Here is a 16,216-nt window from a genome sequence, read left to right on the forward strand (position 1 = left end):
GTGTGGTGGGGGGGGGGCGGGCTTGCGCGGGGGCGCGGCGCCCCGCCCCGGGCGCGGGATGGGAGGTCAGTCCCGGATCTGCGACTCCATGGGCACCCGGACACCGCGTTCGGCGGCGACCTCCACGGCGCGGGAGTAGCCGGCGTCGACGTGGCGGAACACGCCCATGGCCGGGTCGTTCGTCAGCAGCGCGGTGAGCTTGGCCGCGGCCAGCTCGGTGCCGTCGGCCAGGCCCACCTGACCGGCGTGGATGGAGCGGCCGATGCCCACGCCGCCGCCGTGGTGGATGGACACCCACGTGGCGCCGGAGGAGGTGGCGGTCAGGGCGTTCAGCAGCGGCCAGTCGGCGATGGCGTCCGAGCCGTCCAGCATGGACTCGGTCTCCCGGTACGGGGAGGCCACGGAGCCGGAGTCCAGGTGGTCGCGGCCGATGACGATCGGCGCCGTGACCTTGCCCTCGGCGACCAGCCGGTTGAAGAGCAGGCCGGCCTGGTGGCGCTCGCCGTAGCCGAGCCAGCAGATGCGCGCCGGCAGGCCCTCGAACTCCACGAACTCGGCGGCGCCGTCCAGCCAGCGGTGCAGGTGCTCGTTCTCGGGGAACAGCTCCTTGAGGGCCTCGTCGGTGACGCGGATGTCCTCCGGGTCTCCGGAGAGCGCGGCCCAACGGAACGGGCCCAGGCCCTCGCAGAACAGGGGGCGGATGTAGGCGGGCACGAAGCCGGGGAACTCGAAGGCGCGGGAGTAGCCGGCCTTGCGGGCCTCGTCGCGGATGGAGTTGCCGTAGTCGAACACCTCGGCGCCGAGGTCCTGGAAGCCGACCATCGCCTCGACGTGGCGGGCCATGGACTCCTGGGCCTTCTTGGTGAAGGTGTCCGGGTCTGCGGCGGCCTCGGCCTGCCACTGGTCCACGTCGATGCCGATCGGCAGGTAGGAGAGCGGGTCGTGCGCGGAGGTCTGGTCCGTGACGATGTCGATCTCCACCTCGCCGCGCTTCTGGCGCTCGAGCAGCTCGGGGAACACCTCGGCGGCGTTGCCCACCAGGCCCACGGAGACGGCCTCACCGGCGCGCTTGGCCTGCATGACGCGCTCGACGGCGCGGTCCAGGTCCGTCTCCACCTCGTGCAGGTAGCGCTTGCCCATGCGGCGGCGCAGGCGTTCCTCGGAGACGTCCACGATCAGGCAGACACCGCCGTTGAGGGTGACGGCCAGGGGCTGGGCCCCGCCCATGCCGCCGCAGCCACCGGTGAGGGTCAGGGTGTTCTTCAGGGTGCCGTCGTACTTCTTGCGGCCGATTGCCGCGAAGGTCTCGTAGGTGCCCTGGAGGATGCCCTGGGTGGCGATGTAGATCCAGGAGCCGGCGGTCATCTGCCCGTACATGATCAGGCCCTCGGCCTCGAGCTCGCGGAAGGTCTTCCAGTCCGCCCAGTCGCCCACGAGGTTGGAGTTGGCGATCAGCACGCGCGGGGCCCACACGTTGGTCTTGACGACGCCGACGGGCTTGCCGGACTGCACCAGGAGGGTCTCGTCCTCCTCGAGGTCCTTGAGGGTGGCGACGATCGCGTCGAACGCCTCCCAGGAGCGGGCGGCGCGGCCGGTGCCGCCGTAGACCACGAGGTCCTCGGGGCGCTCGGCGACCTCCGGGTCCAGGTTGTTCATGAGCATGCGCAGCGGGGCCTCCGTCTGCCAGCTCTTGGCGTTGAGCTCCGTGCCGCGGGGGGCGTGGATCTCGCGGGAGGGGTCGTGCTGGGTGAACGAGGCGGTCATGCCGGTCCTTTCGCTGGAGCGTCGCGGGCGACGTCCTCCCAGCTTTTCACGGGGCGGAGTCGTCCTGCCGCCCATTGAAACAGTGAGGGGTGTCACAGGCAAGGGGTGAGCGGTTAGCATCCATCCCCATGCCCGCGACCTCCGCCCCCGCCTCCACCCGCACCGTGGACCGCGCCCTCGAACTGCTGGCCGCCGTCACCGACCATGCACCGGTCACCCTCACCGACGCCGCCCGCACCGTGGATCTGCCCGCCTCCACGGCGCTGCGCCTGCTGCGCAGCCTCGAGCTCTCCGGCCTCGTGGCCCGGGACGAGGCCGGCCTCTACCGGCCCGGGCCCCGCCTGATCCAGCTGGGGGCCCGGGCCTTCACCCGCGAGCCTCTCGTTCGCCTGGCCCACGACCCCATGGAGGAGGTGGTCCGCCGCACCGGTGAGTCCGTGTACCTGGCCGTCCAGGCCGACGCCGAGACCGCCGTCTACCTGGCGATCGTGGAGGGCACCCACTCCGTGCGGCACACCAGCTGGGTGGGGCGCACCGTCCCGCTCGAGGGCACCGCGGTGGGCCGGGCCCTGCGCGGGCAGGCCCCCGCCGGCGGCCACGTGCTGGTCGCGGACACCGTGGAGCCGGACGTCACCGCGCTGAGCGCCCCGGTGATGGCCGGGGGCGTGGCGGCCGGGGCGCTGAGCACGCTCGTGCCCGCCTACCGGTGCACCGAGGAGCTGGCGCAGCGGTGCGCAGCGGCCCTCGTGGACGCCACCGCGCAGATGTCCCAGGCCCTCGGGGGCCCCGCCTCCTGAGCGACGACGGCGCCGCAGCCGGCAGGCCAGCACCCCGGGTTCAGCTTTCAGGAAGTCCCCAGGCGGCGCCCCTGGAACGCCCATGGAGCGGCCCTACGCTGAAGGCACCTCATCGACGGTGCGAGTGATGAAGGTGCGAGTGATGACAGACGAAGGCCCCGACCGGCAGCGGTCGGGGCCTTCGCCGTTGCAAGCCTTCGCTGCTCCGGGCCTGCCCCGTTCCGAGGCGGGGCCGGACGGGGCCGTCAGCGGCGGGCGGAGGTGAGCCCGGCCCACAGGCCGCCGAGCAGACCGGACAGCGCCAGCAGCCAGAACACGTGGAAGCCGATGGTCAGCACCGCCGTGTTGGAGAAGATCATCAGCACGAGCAGCGCGGCCACGAGCCCGCCCACGACCCCGCCGACCGCATAGCGCGCCACCGACCGCGCCGCACCGCCCTGGAACAGCACGAGCAGGGCACCGATCGCCGCGGTCAGGGCGCCGCCGAAGACCCCGAACAGCAGGCCCAGGGTGGTCTCCACGAAGCCGCGGCCGCTGGTGCCCCACTGCCAGGAGCCGCCGGTGGGCTGCTCCACCACCACCCGCAGCACCATGAACGCGGTGACCGCCAGGGTGGCGACGATCATCACACGGTTGCTGAAGCCCCAGCCGTCCACCGGGCGCACAGGCTCCACGGCCTCGGCCGGCACCACGGCGGTCCGCACAGGGCGGTGCGGGGCGGTGCGGTTCTCGACGACGCGGCGCTGGGCCGGGGTGCCGATCACGGCGGGGCCGGTGGCGATTTCGACGGCGTGGGCGCCGTGCAGGTTGCTGCTCATCGTGGCTGGTGCTCCCTCGGTTCCGCCCCGTCCCCGGGGCGTGGTGCGTGATGCCGGGCGCGGGGCGCCCGTCAGTGATGGACCTGCCCCGATTCTAGGTGTCCCCCCGCTGGCCAGGGCAATGACGGGCGGCTCAGCGGCCGGCGTCGGGAGCGGGCGGGGCCAACAGGTCCGTGCGACGCCCGGCGAGCACCGGCACCGTGCGGCGCACCTCGGCCGTGCGCTGCACGGACACCTCCGCGGTGGCCACCGCCTCGGCCTCCTCGGTGAGCTCGGCGGCGGTCAGGGCCAGGGGGTCGAGGATCGCCGAGTGGCCCACGGTCGCGGCCGAGCAGGTGTCCGCTGCCGCCACCCACACGGTGTTCTCCACCGCCCGGGCCCGCAGCAGGGTCTGCCAGTGCATCACCTTGTGCTCGCCGGCGAACCAGGCCGCCGGCACCGCCAGCAGATCTGCACCGGCCACCGCGAGCGCCCGGGAGACCTCCGGGAAGCGAAGGTCGTAACAGGTCTGCAGGCCCACGCACAGCCCGGCCAGCTCCAACGGTGCGGGGGCGCGGTCGCCGGGGGTGATCAGGTCCGACTCCCGGTGCGCGAACGCGTCGTAGAGGTGGAGCTTGCGGTAGGTCCCGGTCTCGGTGCCGTCGGCGTCCACGGCCACCAGCGTGTTGTAGGGGCGGTCGGTGCCGCTGGGCTCGTAGCCGCCGGCCACGATCGCCAGCCCGTGCTCCCGGGCGGCGGCGGCGAGACCGGTGCGGAACCGGTCCCAGCCGGCGTCGACGGCGGCCGCGAAGTCCCCTTCCACCTCACGGAAGGTGAACATCGTCTCCTCGGGCAGCACGAGCAGCGCCGCCCCCTCGGCGGCGGCGCGGGTGGCCAGCCGGCCGACCACGGCCAGGTTGTCCTCCACACGGCCGAAGGGCCCGAACTGTCCGACGCTGATCCTCACCGGGGCTGCTGCGCTCATGGCGCCAGAGTACCCACCGAGCGCCAGGGTACCCACCGGGGGCGACATGACCGGCCGAGGGTCCGTCCGGCCTGGTCAGACCCGCCCCCGGGACCGCAGAGTGGAGGCGGGGCCGCGCGTCGCCGTCGTGCGCCGGGTCCGGCCCCGGACCGACCGTGCACAGCCGCACGGCGCCGCCGCCGACAAGGAGCACACCGCCATGACCGCGCAGCAGCCCCCGATCCCGGGCACACCCGGCCCCGTCACCCCCGCCGCGCAGGAGCCGACGCCGCCGAGCGCCGCCGACGCCCCCCTCGCCCCGCCGGCCCCGGACCAGCAGGGCCCGGCCACCGTGTCCGCCACCGGCCAGGCCACGGGCGCGGACCCGGCCACCGCCGCCCAGGGCTGCCCCTACCTGACCACCGCCCACGGGGTGCGCCTGCGCGACTCGGACCACTCCCTCAAGGCCGGCCGCCGCGGCCCGACCCTGCTGCAGGACCACCACCTGCGCGAGAAGCTCAGCCACTTCGACCACGAGCGCATCCCCGAGCGCGTGGTGCACGCCCGCGGCGCCGGTGCCCACGGCGTGTTCCGCGGCTACGGCACCGGTGTGAAGATCAGCCAGGCCGGACTGTTCGCGAAGGACAAGGAGACCCCGGTGTTCGTGCGGTTCTCCACCGTGGCCGGCTCCCGCGGCTCCTCCGACCTCGCCCGCGACACCCGAGGCTTCGCCACGAAGTTCTACACGGACGAGGGCACCTGGGACCTGGTGGGCAACAACATGCCCGTGTTCTTCGTGCAGGACGCCATGAAGTTCCCGGACGTGGTGCACTCCGTGAAGCCCCACCCGGACCGCGAGATCCCGCAGGCCCAGTCCGCGCACGACACCTTCTGGGACTTCGTCTCCCTGCACACCGAGGCCCAGCACCTGACCCTGTGGAACATGTCCGACCGCGCCATCCCGCGCTCCTACCGGACGATGGAGGGCTTCGGCGTCCACACGTACCGGTTCATCGCCGCGGACGGCAGCACCTCGCTGGTGAAGTTCCACTGGAAGCCCGTGCTCGGGACCCACTCGGTGACCTGGGAGGAGGCGCTGATCACCAACGGCGCGGACCCGGACTTCCACCGCCGGGACCTCGCGGACGCGATCGAGTCCGGCGCGTTCCCGGAGTGGGAGCTGGGCGTGCAGGTGTTCGAGGACAACGAGGAGCAGATGTTCCAGGGCATCGACCTGCTCGACCCCACCAAGCTGGTCCCCGAGGAGCTCGCCCCGGTGCAGCCGCTGGGGAAGATGACCCTCAACGCGAACCCGACGAACTACTTCGCCGAGACCGAGCAGGTGGCGTTCAACCCGGCGAACCTGGTGCCGGGCATCGACGTCACCAACGATCCGCTGCTGCAGGGCCGCCTGTTCTCCTACCTGGACACCCAGCTCTCCCGCCTGGGCGGGCCGAACTGGACACAGCTGCCCATCAACCGCCCGCACGCCCCGGTGAACGACATGCTGCGCGACGGCATGCACCAGACCGCGGTGCACCGCGGGGTGGCCCCGTACCGGCCGAACACCCTCGACGGCGGCATGCCGTTCGAGACCCCGGCGGACGGGCGTCCGTTCATCGACCACCCGCAGCCGATCGAGGCCTCCGCGGAGAAGGTGCGCGAGCACGCGGCGTCCTTCGACGACCACTTCTCGCAGGCCCGCCTGTTCTTCCTCTCCCTCTCCGAGGTGGAGCGTGAGCATGTGGCACAGGCCTACACCTTCGAGCTGGCCAAGTGCTACGAGGAGGCCATCCGGGTGCGTCAGCTGCGGGCTCTGGGGGCGATCGACGCCCGCCTGGCCGAGGTGGTGGCCGAGGGTCTGGGCCTTGAGGTGCCGGAGCCGGCCGAGGCTCCCGCGGAGGATGTGGAGCCCTCGGCGGCGCTGTCCCAGGTGGGCGGTCAGTGGCCGGTGGACGGCCGGCAGGTGGGCATCGTGGTGGGCGAGAGCCCGGATGCCACCGCCCTGGACACGCTGGTGCAGGGCATCCACGCCGAGGGCATGGTCCCACTGGTGATCGCCCCGAAGGGCGGCCCGGTGGGCGGGGACCTGGTGGCCCAGCGCACCTACCTGACGGCGGCCTCGGTGGAGCTGGACGCCGTGGTGGTGCTCGGAGCGACCCCGCCGGCGGCCGACGCCCGGCACGGCCTGGACGCCAAGTCCGCCGCGGATGCCCCCGAGTCGGTGGACCCGCGCGTCGCGAAGGTGGTGCAGGAGGCCTGGCGGCATGCCAAGGCTGTGGCCTCGGTGGGCGAGGGTGCGCGGCTGCTCGAGGAGCTCGGTGCCGCCGGCACCCCGGGCGTGGTGACGGCCGACGACGCCGAGGCCGCCCTGGCAGCGATCACGGAGCTGGTGCCCGGTCACCGCGTGTGGGACCGGTTCCCGACGACCGGCCGCCTCGCCGACTGACACTTCCGTTCGAGAAACGGGAGGTCCCCGGAGCACTTCGGTGTGAGAAACGGGAGGTCCCCGGGGTGTTCCCGTTCGAGAAACGGGAACACCCCGGGGACCTCTTTGCGTCTCTTCCCGTTTCTCGAACGGAAGCGGTGGAGGACCCTCCCGTTTCTCGAACGGAAGCTCTGGCACCATCTCCCGTTTCGTGCACCGGAGCGGCCGGAGAACCTCCCGTTTCTCGAACGGAAGTGCTGCGGGTCAGTCCTCGATCAGGTCCCGGACCTGCACCACCTGGTCGCGGCCCGGGCCCACGCCGATCGCCGAGATCCGGCAGCCGGAGAGCTCCTCCAGCGCCGCCACATACTTCTGGGCGTTCGCCGGCAGGTCCTCCAGGGTGCGGGCCCCGGAGATGTCCTCGGTCCAGCCGTCGAAGTGCTCAAAGATCGGCGTGGCGTGGTGGAACTCGGTCTGCGTCATGGGCATGCGGTCGTGCCGCACCCCGTCCACGTCGTAGGCCACGCACACGGGGATCTTCTCGATGCCGGTGAGCACGTCCAGCTTCGTGAGGAAGTAGTCCGTGAACCCGTTGACGCGCGCGGCGTAGTGCGCCAGGACGGCGTCGTACCAGCCGGTGCGGCGGGGGCGGCCGGTGTTCACGCCGAACTCGCCGCCGGTGGTGCGCAGCTGCTCGCCCATCTCGTCGAACAGCTCGGTGGGGAACGGGCCTGCGCCCACACGCGTGGTGTACGCCTTCACGATGCCGATGGTGCGGGAGAAGCGGGTCGGGCCGATGCCCGCGCCCACGGAGGCGCCGCCGGCGGTCGGGTTCGACGACGTCACGAACGGGTAGGTGCCGTGGTCCACGTCCAGGAAGGTGGCCTGGCCGCCCTCCATGAGCACCACCTTGCCCTCGTCGAGGGCGTCATTGAGCATGTTCACCGAGTCCACCACCATGGGGCGCAGACGGTCCGCGTAGCCCAGGAAGTAGTCGGCGATCTCCTCGACGGTCACGGCGCGGCGGTTGTAGAGCTTCACGAGCAGCTCGTTCTTCTGCCGCAGGGCGCCCTCGATCTTCTGGCGCAGGATGGACTCGTCGAAGATGTCCTGCACGCGGATGCCCAGGCGGGCCACCTTGTCCATGTAGGTGGGGCCGATGCCGCGGCCGGTGGTGCCGATGGCGCGCTTGCCCAGGAAGCGTTCGGTGACCTTGTCCATGGTCTGGTGGTAGGGGGCCACCAGGTGCGCGTTCGCGGAGATCTTCAGGTTCGCGCAGGAGTGGCCGCGGGACTCGAGTCCGTCGATCTCATCGAACAGGGCCTCCAGGTTGATGACCACGCCGTTGCCGATCACGGGGGTGGCGTTCGGGGAGAGGATGCCGGCCGGCAGGAGCTTGAGCTCGAACTTCTCTCCGTTGACGACGACGGTGTGCCCAGCGTTGTTGCCGCCGTTCGGCTTCACCACGTAGTCCACTCGCCCGCCCAGCAGGTCGGTGGCCTTGCCCTTGCCCTCGTCGCCCCACTGGGCGCCGACGATCGCGATCGCTGGCATGCTGCATCTCTCCTCTGGGCCCGCCGGGACTGCTCCGGGGCGGGCCCGCACATGGAAAACGCCCCCGGCTGTGCGCACGGGAGGCCGTACCGGTCGATCCTACCAGCGTGACGCGCACCACACGCTGGTAGGGGGGGTCTCACGCGTTGGCCGGGGCGTCCGTGCCCGCACCACGACGCCGGAGAGCCGGCGCGGGCGTGTGCGTCGCCTCACCCTCGGCGCGGCTGGCGGCCTCCGCCGCCGAATCCCCGTGCCCGGACCCGCAGCAGCCGCCCGCGGCGCTGCCGCAGCCGGATGCGGAGGCGGGGGTGGAGGCGGAGGCGCTGCCGCAGCCAGAGGCGGCCGCGCCGCCGCAACCACCCCCGGGGTGACCGTCGGCACCGTCGAGCGCGGCACCGTGGTGCGGGGCGTCGTCGTGCGGGGCGTTGTCGTGCGGAGCGCCGTCGTGCGCAGTGCCGGCATGCGCAGGGCGGGACTCGGCCCCGACCACCGTGTAGCCGGCGTCGGCGATCATCCGCAGATCCGCCTCGGCCGCCTGGCCCTCGGAGGTGAGGTAGTCCCCCAGGAAGATCGAGTTGGCCACCTGCAGGCCCACCGGCTGCAGGGTGCGCAGGTGCATCTCCCGGCCGCCGGCGATGCGCAGCTCCTTCTCCGGGCAGGCCAGGCGGACCATCGCCAGGATGCGCAGGCACTCCAGCGGGCTCAGCTGCACGTGCCCCTCGAACGGGGTGCCGTCGAAGGGCATGAGGAAGTTCACGGGGATCGAGTCCGAGTCCAGCTCCCGCAGCGCGAACACCGCCTCCACGAGCTGCTCGTGCGTCTCCCCCATGCCCGCGATCAGCCCGGAGCAGGAGGACAGCCCCGCGGCGCCCGCGCGCTCCACCGTGTCCACGCGCTGCTCGTAGGTGTGCGAGGTGCAGATGGACTCGTAGTGAGACTCGGCGGTGTTCAGGTTGTGGTTGTAGGCGTCCACACCAGCGGCCTTGAGCTTCTCCGCCTGGCCGTCCTTGAGGAAGCCCAGGCACGCGCAGACCTCCACGTCCGGGTGCTGCTCCTTGAGCTGTCCGACCATCCCGGCCACGCGGTCCACATCCCGGTCCGTGGGGCCGGTGCCGGAGGCCACCATGCACACGCGGGTGGCGCCGCCGGCGATGCCCATCCCAGCCTGGCGGACGGCCTCGTCCGGCTTGAGCCACGTGTACTTGAGGATCTCCGCCTCGGTGCCCAGGCGCTGTGAGCAGTAGGTGCAGTTCTCCGGGCAGAGGCCGGTCTTGAGGGAGACGAGGTAGTTGACCTTCACGGTCCGGCCGAAGTGCTTCTCCCGCAGGCGGGAGGCGGCCGCGACGATGCCGAAGGTGTCCGCGTCCGGGGCGTCGAGGACGGCGAGGGCCTCCTCGGCGGTGAGGCGGTGGCCGGCGTCGATCCGGGCGACAAGGGCGTGGATGTCGAGGGCGGGGGCCGGGGTGACGGTGTCGACCGGGGTGGCCTGGGGGTCCTGGATGGCGGTCATGGCGGGCCTCGTTCCGTGGGTGCAGGGTGCTGGCGGGGTTGCGGGCGACGGTGCCCGGCGACGTCGGGCCGACGACGGCGGCGGGCCGGCCCTGCTGTGCAGGCGGCCCGGGCGGCGTGGCGGATCCGACATCGGGAGCACCGCTCCCGCAGGTCTGAGTGGCACCCTAACAGGGTTCCTGAACAGTGTTCAGCAAGCGTCGGAGTGAGGCGGTTCGGTGAGGGGCTTCGGGAGCGGCTCGGCGGGGTGGTTCGGGAACGGTTCGGCGGGGCGACTCACCGCGAGGCCGCCGGACTCTCGCCGCATCGACGGTTTCTCGTCGCAACGACGCGGCCCGCGCAGGTTCCGCGAGAGACCGTCGGTCCAGCGCAGCACCGTCGGCCCGAGGACGCCGGGGCGCCGTCGTCGTGCTCTCAGACCGCCGATTCAGAGGGTGCGGCGCAGGCGGCGGGTGGCGGCCAGCGCGAAGGCGAAGGCGAGCAGAGCCAGCACCTGCCAGCCCACCAGGACCCATCCCACACCCCACGCGGCCCCGGCCGCACCGCCGAGGAGCGTCGCCACGGGCGCGGAACCGCGCGTGAGGGTCCGCCGCATCGCGGACACTCTCCCCAGGGTGCCCTCGGGGCAGGCGCGGGCGAAGATCCCGGCATTGGCGATGTTGCCCAGCACCACCATGAACCCCCACAGGCCGACTCCGGCGATCAGGAGCGGCCGCGCGTAGGTGCGGTCGACGAGCACCGCCAGGTGCAGCACGACGACGAGGGCACAGCCGACCGACCCGATCAGGACGCACCCGCCTTCGCCGACGACCTCGATGGCCCGAGCCGCGACGCTGGAGGCCGCCAGGGCGCCGAGCGCCCCCACCGTGAGCTGGAAGCCGAGGAACTCAGGGCCGAGCTGCAGGTCCGTGAGCACCCACACAGCCTCCACCGGAGCGAACAGGGCCATGCCGATGTTGGCGGCCACGCTGCTGAGCGTGAGCAGCCACAGCAGAGGGGTGTGTCGGAGCGCGGTCCAGCCGTAAGCGGCGTCACCCCAGAACCGTGCCCAGCGGGAGAGGACGACGGCGGCGGTCGCCTCGGCCGGCTCGGAGGCCGGCGAGGGGGCCGCGGGAGCCATGCGCACCTTCAGGGCCACGAGACCGCCTGCGGCGAGGAACGCGGCGGCGACGCCCAGCACCGGCCCGGCTCCGAGGGCGCCCACGAGCAGGCCTGCAGCGGCCGGGACGATCAGTCCCAGAGAGGCGTCCGCGGACTCGAGGCGCGCGATGAGTCGGCTGATCGACGTCGGGGCCACGAGACGCGGGACCAGGGTGGTCTGGATGGTCTCGGCGAGGACGGTGAGCACGCCGAGGAGCGCCATGACCCCGGCGAGATGGACGAAGGTGAGCGCGTCCAGGGCCCAGGCGGCCACGAGAGTGGCGAGCAGGGCCGCCTTGGCCAGGCCTGCCGCGGCCAGGAGCCGAGGGCTGAGACGACGGTCCACGAGGATGCCGATGGGGACGCCGAAGAGCAGGAAGCCCAGCCCGGAGAGCGCCATGAGCACCCCCATCTGATCCGTTCCGAGACCGAGCGCCAGAACGGCGAGCACATCCAGGGCCACGTCTGACGCGGAGCGGCCACTGGCGTCGAGGGCATTCGAGACCACCAGCCTGCGGGCGGCCCCGGGCAGTCCGGCAGGGCGAGCGGAGGCAGACCGGGCAGTCGGATCGGGGACCATGCGCCAAGGATGGCAGATCCGCGCGGGGACGGGATGGGGCCGGTCGGGGTGACTCAGCGCGACGCGGCCGGACCGACACTCACTCACCGCATCGACGGTTTCTCGTCGCAACGACGCGGCCCACGCAGGTTCCGCGAGAAACTATCGGTCCTACGCAATACCCTCGGCCCTATGCAGCGCTCTTGGCACGACGACGCCGGCCCCCACCGAGGCGGTCGCCGCAGGACTCCGCGCACCTCGCCCGAGCCCTCCCGGGCGCACACACCCCGAGCCCTCCCCGACACAAACAAAGGGCCCCGGATCTCTCCGGGGCCCTTCGCCTGTCATCACTCGCACCTTCATCACTCGCACCTTGATGAAGTGGTTCCACCGTAAGCACCCCACATGGACACACCCCCCAGAGCAGCTGGCAGAACCCTGGCAATCCCGCGCCGCCACAGCCCAGCACGCATCCCCCTCAGCCCAGCCGGCCGCCGGACTCTCTCAGGTAGCAGGACGCACACAGCGACTCGTACGTCACCTCCACGCCGTCGATGGCCACCTGGTCCCCCTCGAACACGAACCGCCGCTCCCCTGTGCCCGCGTCCGTCACGGCCCGCGTATTGAACACGGCCTTGCGCCCGCACCGGCAGATCGTCTTGAGCTCCTCGAGCGAGTGCGCCACCTCCAGCAGCCGCGCCGAGCCCGGGAAGGAGCGCGTGCGGAAGTCGGTGCGGATCCCGTAGGCGAGCACCGGCACGCCGTCCAGCACGGCGATCCGCAGCAGGTCGTCCACCTGCCCCGGCTCCAGGAACTGGGCCTCGTCCACGAGCAGGCAGGCCACGGGCGGCACGGGCCCGTCCACGTGGTCCACCAGTGCGTCCGGGTCTTCCACGGCCGCGTGCCGCCGGAACAGCTCGAGCACGGACACCCCGTGGGGGATGAGGAAGTCCACGGGGCGGGTCACGCCCAGGCGGGAGACGACGTCGGCCTCGCCCTTGGTGTCCACCTGCGGCTTGGCCAGAAGCACCCGTTGGCCGCGTTCCTCGTAGTTGAAGGCGGCCTGGAGCAGGCCGGTGGACTTGCCGGAGTTCATCGCTCCGTAGCGGAAGTAGAGCTTGGCCATGCCTGCGGCGGGTCCGGGTGCCCGGCCTCAGCGGCCGAGGGCCTCGATGTTCTCGGCGGCGGTGGGGTCGGAGTCGTTCAGGAACGTCCGGATGCGCTCGACCTCCGCGGACTCCCCGATGCCTGCGGCGGCCCGGCCCAGGGCGTACAGGGCGCGCAGGAACCCGCGGTTGGGTTCGTGCTCCCACGGCACCGGCCCGGCCCCGCGCCAGCCCGCCCGGCGCAGCGCGTCGAGGCCGCGGTGGTAGCCCACCCGCGCGTAGGCGTAGGAGTCCACGGTGCGGCCCTCGGCCCAGGCGTCCTCAGCCATGAGCGCCCACACGAGGGAGGAGTCCGGGGCCACGGGCACGATGTCCTCGGGCAGGTCGCCGGCCTCCAGGCGGGCCTGCACCTCGGGTTCCTCGGGCAGCCGGGTGGCCGGCGGCTCCATCAGGTTCCGGCCGATCGGGGACTCGGACATCGCTTCCTCCTGGGCAGGGCCGCGGCACCGGGGTGGCGGCGCGGGGCGCGGACGCCGGCACGGAGCCGGCGGGGTCCCGGCCGAGTCTAGCCACGGCCCACCGGGAGCTCACAGGGGCGGGCGGGGCCGCGTCCGGGTGGGTCCGGTACCGTATGCGGAGCGTCCGTCCGGGGGTCTCTCCGCGCGCCTGGACGCGAGCGCCGTCGAAGGAGTCCCGCATGCCCCATCCCGCCCCCGCCCGACGTCGGGCCGTCGCCGCCGCAGGCACCGCGGCCCTGGCCCTCGTGCTGGCCGGGTGCGCCGACGGCGGCCAGTCGCCCGCCCCGGCCGTCACGCCTGCCGCTGCGAGCGCCGTGCCCACCGATCCGGTGTCGTCCGCGAGCGCGGCCGCCACGGACCCCGCCTCGCAGGCGGCGGCCTCGATCTCCCAGGCTCTGGAGTCGGAGCAGGCCGCGGGCACGCGTCGGCCGGAGCCGCGCCAGGCCCTGGAGACCCGGGGTCCGGGGGTGAAGGGCGGGGCCGCCACGTCCCTGTGGCAGCGGCTGGCCTCGGCGAAGAACGACACGGTGTCCGTGATGGACTGCACCCGGGACGTGCTGGACCAGCAGACCCTGGACGCGGTGGCCACGCACATGCCGAATGCGAGCCAGCTGGAGATCGTGCAGTTCTTCGCCTCGGCGGATGACACCCACGAGTTCCTCACCTGTGTGTACACGGGCCTGTACCAGCGCAGCCCGGGCATGCCCATGGCCCAGGTCCACTACCAGCACAACCTCGACGGCTCCCGCCTGGACTGGTGCACCGAGACGCCTGCGGCCGTGGCGGACGAGTACTCGTTCGACCCGGTCACAGGCAAGGGCCTGATGGCGCTGCTGCGCCCGGGCATGGTGGGCGGCGAGGACGGCGCCCCCCTGCTGCCGCAGCGCACGGGCTGGGCGTGCACGGAGGACGGCACGCAGATGGTGTCGGTGACCTTCGGCGCGATGGAGGGCTTCGGGGACGCCAACAGTGGCCTCACCCAGGTGACGGGCTCACCGGTGGCGCAGAGCACGACGGTCGTCACCCAGGCCCGTGACCATCTGGCGGACACGGTGCTGAAGGATCCTTCGGCGTTCCAGCGGGTCATCGCGATGAGCTCCCCGTTCTTCCTGGACGCGCAGATGGATGAGGAGACCCTCCGCAAGGCGGAGCAGGTCCCGGCCGGCCGGGTGCCGCGGGAGCAGTTGACGGATCAGTCCACCATCGACCGGCCCGAGGGTGCCCCGGAGCCGGTGGCGCCGGGCCAGCCGCCGCGCCCGTTCCAGGGTGCTGCCCGTGAGGCGGCGGAGTCGGCCCGGGCGGCGGCCTCGGCCAGTGCGTCGGGGGGCCCGTCCGCGTCGGCGAGCGGCAGCCCGCGGCCGTCCTCGGAGAGCCCGTCCCCGTCGCCCACGCAGGACTGAGCAGGTCTGGGCCGGGCTGAACAGAGGCAAGGCTGAGCAAAACTCGACCGCGCACGACGCCGGCCGGTCGCCTCCCACGCGGAGGTGACCGGCCGGCGTCGTGGTGGGGGTGCGGGTCCGCACCCGGGCCGGTGCCCGGGGCCGGTGCCCGGTGCCAGCGCCAACCGCCAGTGGTCAGCGGCCGGGGTCGAGCTCCCCGGCCCGCCGTTCCCAGGCCTCCTGCTCGATTTCGCGCTCGGTGCGGCGGTCCAGGCGGAGTTCGAGGCTGTCCACCCGGGCCCGCAGCCGATCGACCTCCGCGCGGGCCTCGTCCCGCTCGGTGCGGGTGCGCTCGAGCTCGGCCGCCTGACCGCGGCCGCGGTAGACGATCAGCAGGACCGCAATGGTGGTCAGCGCCAGGATCACCAACACGAGCACGTCCGCCGCGTTCGTGGGTACGTCGGCCGCCACGGGGGCGAGGGCCGGCAGCAGCTCTGCCGTGAGGGGCATCGCCACGGTCAGCGGATGGACTTGCCGGCGGAGCCCAGGTTCTGGGCGGCCACGCCCACCCGGGCGGCCATGGCCTCCTCGGCCTTGGCACCCCACACGCGCGGGTCGTAGAGCTTCTTGTTTCCGACCTCGCCATCCACCTTCAGGACGCCGTCGTAGTTCTGGAACATGTGGGCCGCCACCGGGCGGGTGTAGGCGTACTGGGTGTCGGTGTCCACGTTCATCTTCACCACGCCGTAGCCCACCGCGTCCGCGATCTCCTGCTCGGAGGAGCCCGAGCCGCCGTGGAACACGAGGTCGAAGGGGCGCTGGCGGCCGAACTTCTCCCCCACGGCCTCCTGGATCTCCTTCAGGATCTCCGGGCGCAGCTTCACACCGCCGGGCTTGTACACCCCGTGCACGTTGCCGAAGGTCAGGGCGGTCAGGTAGCGGCCCTGCTCGGAGGTGCCGAGCGCCTCCACAGTGGCGATGCCGTCCTCCACAGTGGTGTAGAGCTTCTCGTTGATCTCGTTCTCGACGCCGTCCTCCTCGCCGCCGACCACACCGATCTCCACTTCGAGGATCTGCCGGTTCGCGTGGGTGCGGGCCAGCAGCTCCTTGGCGATCCGCAGGTTCTCCTCGAGGGGCTCGGCGGAGCCGTCCCACATGTGGGAGTTGAAGATCGGGTCCCGGCCGGCCTTGACCTCGGCCTCGGAGGCGTCCAGCAGGGGCAGGACGAAGGTGTCCAGCTTGTCCTTGGGGCAGTGGTCGGTGTGCAGGGCGATGTTGACGTCGTACTGCTGGGCGACCGCGCGGGCGAAGGCGGCCATCGCGAGGGCGCCGACCACCATGTCCTTCTTCGAGGCCCCGGAGAAATAGGCGGCGCCGCCGGTGGAGACCTGGATGATGCCGTCGGATCCCGCCTCGGCGAAGCCGCGGATGGCGGCGCTGAGGGTCTGGGAGCTCGTGACGTTGATGGCCGGATAGGCGTAGCCGCCGTTCTTGGCGGCATCGATCATCTCGGCGTACTTGTCCGGGGTGGCGATGGGCATGCTGTGCTCCTGACTCGCGGGGCGACGGGTTCTCTGGCTCAGGCGGCACACTGCACACGGGCACAGCAACGCCGCCGTGCTGCCCTCATCGTAGCGGCCGACCACCGGCATGGCCCGGGCCCGTGCACGCCCCGCCGCGGCCTGCGATGCTGGAGGGGCC

The 16,216-nt window shown here is 72.5% G+C and carries 13 protein-coding genes; 3 read left to right on the forward strand and 10 right to left on the reverse strand.

All coding sequences use genetic code 11. The annotated features are described in order from the left end of the window. Nucleotides 1–66: 66 nt before the first annotated feature. Nucleotides 67–1,764, reverse strand: coding sequence for a urocanate hydratase (gene hutU, locus SPI96_RS08940; protein ID WP_321082019.1), 1,698 nt, complete (start codon nucleotides 1,762–1,764; stop codon nucleotides 67–69). A gap of 128 nt (nucleotides 1,765–1,892) precedes the next feature. Between hutU and SPI96_RS08945 the strand changes: the two genes are divergently transcribed. Then, nucleotides 1,893–2,561, forward strand: coding sequence for an IclR family transcriptional regulator (locus SPI96_RS08945; protein WP_321082020.1), 669 nt, complete (start codon nucleotides 1,893–1,895; stop codon nucleotides 2,559–2,561). 245 nt (nucleotides 2,562–2,806) lie between these two features. Here the strand turns inward: SPI96_RS08945 and SPI96_RS08950 are convergent, their stop codons facing one another. Beyond that, on the reverse strand, nucleotides 2,807–3,379 hold the full coding sequence (locus SPI96_RS08950; RefSeq protein WP_321082021.1) for a hypothetical protein: 573 nt from the start codon (nucleotides 3,377–3,379) through the stop codon (nucleotides 2,807–2,809). Between the two features lie 133 nt (nucleotides 3,380–3,512). After that, the gene (locus tag SPI96_RS08955) at nucleotides 3,513–4,325 is read right to left on the reverse strand and encodes a nitrilase-related carbon-nitrogen hydrolase (RefSeq protein ID WP_321082081.1); all 813 of its coding nucleotides are present in this window, start codon (nucleotides 4,323–4,325) and stop codon (nucleotides 3,513–3,515) included. A 217-nt stretch (nucleotides 4,326–4,542) separates the two neighbouring features. On the opposite strand from SPI96_RS08955, the gene SPI96_RS08960 reads away from it, so the two are divergent. Beyond that, the gene (locus SPI96_RS08960; protein WP_321082022.1) at nucleotides 4,543–6,771 is read left to right on the forward strand and encodes a catalase; all 2,229 of its coding nucleotides are present in this window, start codon (nucleotides 4,543–4,545) and stop codon (nucleotides 6,769–6,771) included. A 243-nt stretch (nucleotides 6,772–7,014) separates the two neighbouring features. Here SPI96_RS08960 and SPI96_RS08965 read toward each other — a convergent pair whose 3' ends face one another. The 5 genes from SPI96_RS08965 to SPI96_RS08985 all read right to left on the reverse strand — a co-directional run bounded on the left by SPI96_RS08965 (nucleotide 7,015) and on the right by SPI96_RS08985 (nucleotide 13,097). Then, on the reverse strand, nucleotides 7,015–8,304 hold the full coding sequence (locus tag SPI96_RS08965; RefSeq protein ID WP_321082023.1) for an adenylosuccinate synthase: 1,290 nt from the start codon (nucleotides 8,302–8,304) through the stop codon (nucleotides 7,015–7,017). Between the two features lie 139 nt (nucleotides 8,305–8,443). Then, nucleotides 8,444–9,814: a biotin synthase BioB gene (gene bioB / locus SPI96_RS08970; protein ID WP_321082024.1), complete on the reverse strand. Its 1,371-nt coding sequence runs from the start codon at nucleotides 9,812–9,814 to the stop codon at nucleotides 8,444–8,446. A 426-nt stretch (nucleotides 9,815–10,240) separates the two neighbouring features. Beyond that, nucleotides 10,241–11,533 carry an MFS transporter gene (locus tag SPI96_RS08975; RefSeq protein WP_321082025.1) on the reverse strand — a complete coding sequence of 431 codons (1,293 nt, stop codon included), beginning with the start codon at nucleotides 11,531–11,533 and terminating at the stop codon, nucleotides 10,241–10,243. Between the two features lie 457 nt (nucleotides 11,534–11,990). After that, nucleotides 11,991–12,638, reverse strand: a complete 648-nt coding sequence (locus tag SPI96_RS08980) for a thymidine kinase (protein WP_321082026.1) — start codon at nucleotides 12,636–12,638, stop codon at nucleotides 11,991–11,993. Between the two features lie 27 nt (nucleotides 12,639–12,665). Then, nucleotides 12,666–13,097, reverse strand: coding sequence for a DUF3151 domain-containing protein (locus tag SPI96_RS08985; protein WP_321082027.1), 432 nt, complete (start codon nucleotides 13,095–13,097; stop codon nucleotides 12,666–12,668). A 218-nt stretch (nucleotides 13,098–13,315) separates the two neighbouring features. Between SPI96_RS08985 and SPI96_RS08990 the strand changes: the two genes are divergently transcribed. Next, the gene (locus SPI96_RS08990) at nucleotides 13,316–14,536 is read left to right on the forward strand and encodes a hypothetical protein (RefSeq protein WP_321082028.1); all 1,221 of its coding nucleotides are present in this window, start codon (nucleotides 13,316–13,318) and stop codon (nucleotides 14,534–14,536) included. A gap of 174 nt (nucleotides 14,537–14,710) precedes the next feature. Here SPI96_RS08990 and SPI96_RS08995 read toward each other — a convergent pair whose 3' ends face one another. Together SPI96_RS08995 and fbaA are read right to left on the reverse strand one after the other, a co-directional pair. Continuing rightward, nucleotides 14,711–15,025, reverse strand: coding sequence for a hypothetical protein (locus SPI96_RS08995; protein ID WP_321082029.1), 315 nt, complete (start codon nucleotides 15,023–15,025; stop codon nucleotides 14,711–14,713). Nucleotides 15,026–15,033: 8 nt separating this feature from the next. Beyond that, the gene (gene fbaA, locus SPI96_RS09000) at nucleotides 15,034–16,056 is read right to left on the reverse strand and encodes a class II fructose-bisphosphate aldolase (RefSeq protein ID WP_321082030.1); all 1,023 of its coding nucleotides are present in this window, start codon (nucleotides 16,054–16,056) and stop codon (nucleotides 15,034–15,036) included. Between the last annotated feature and the right edge of the window lie 160 nt (nucleotides 16,057–16,216).

The sequence above is a fragment of the Micrococcus sp. genome (assembly GCF_034179925.1).
In the GTDB taxonomy this organism is placed as follows: Bacteria; Actinomycetota; Actinomycetes; order Actinomycetales; family Micrococcaceae; genus Micrococcus.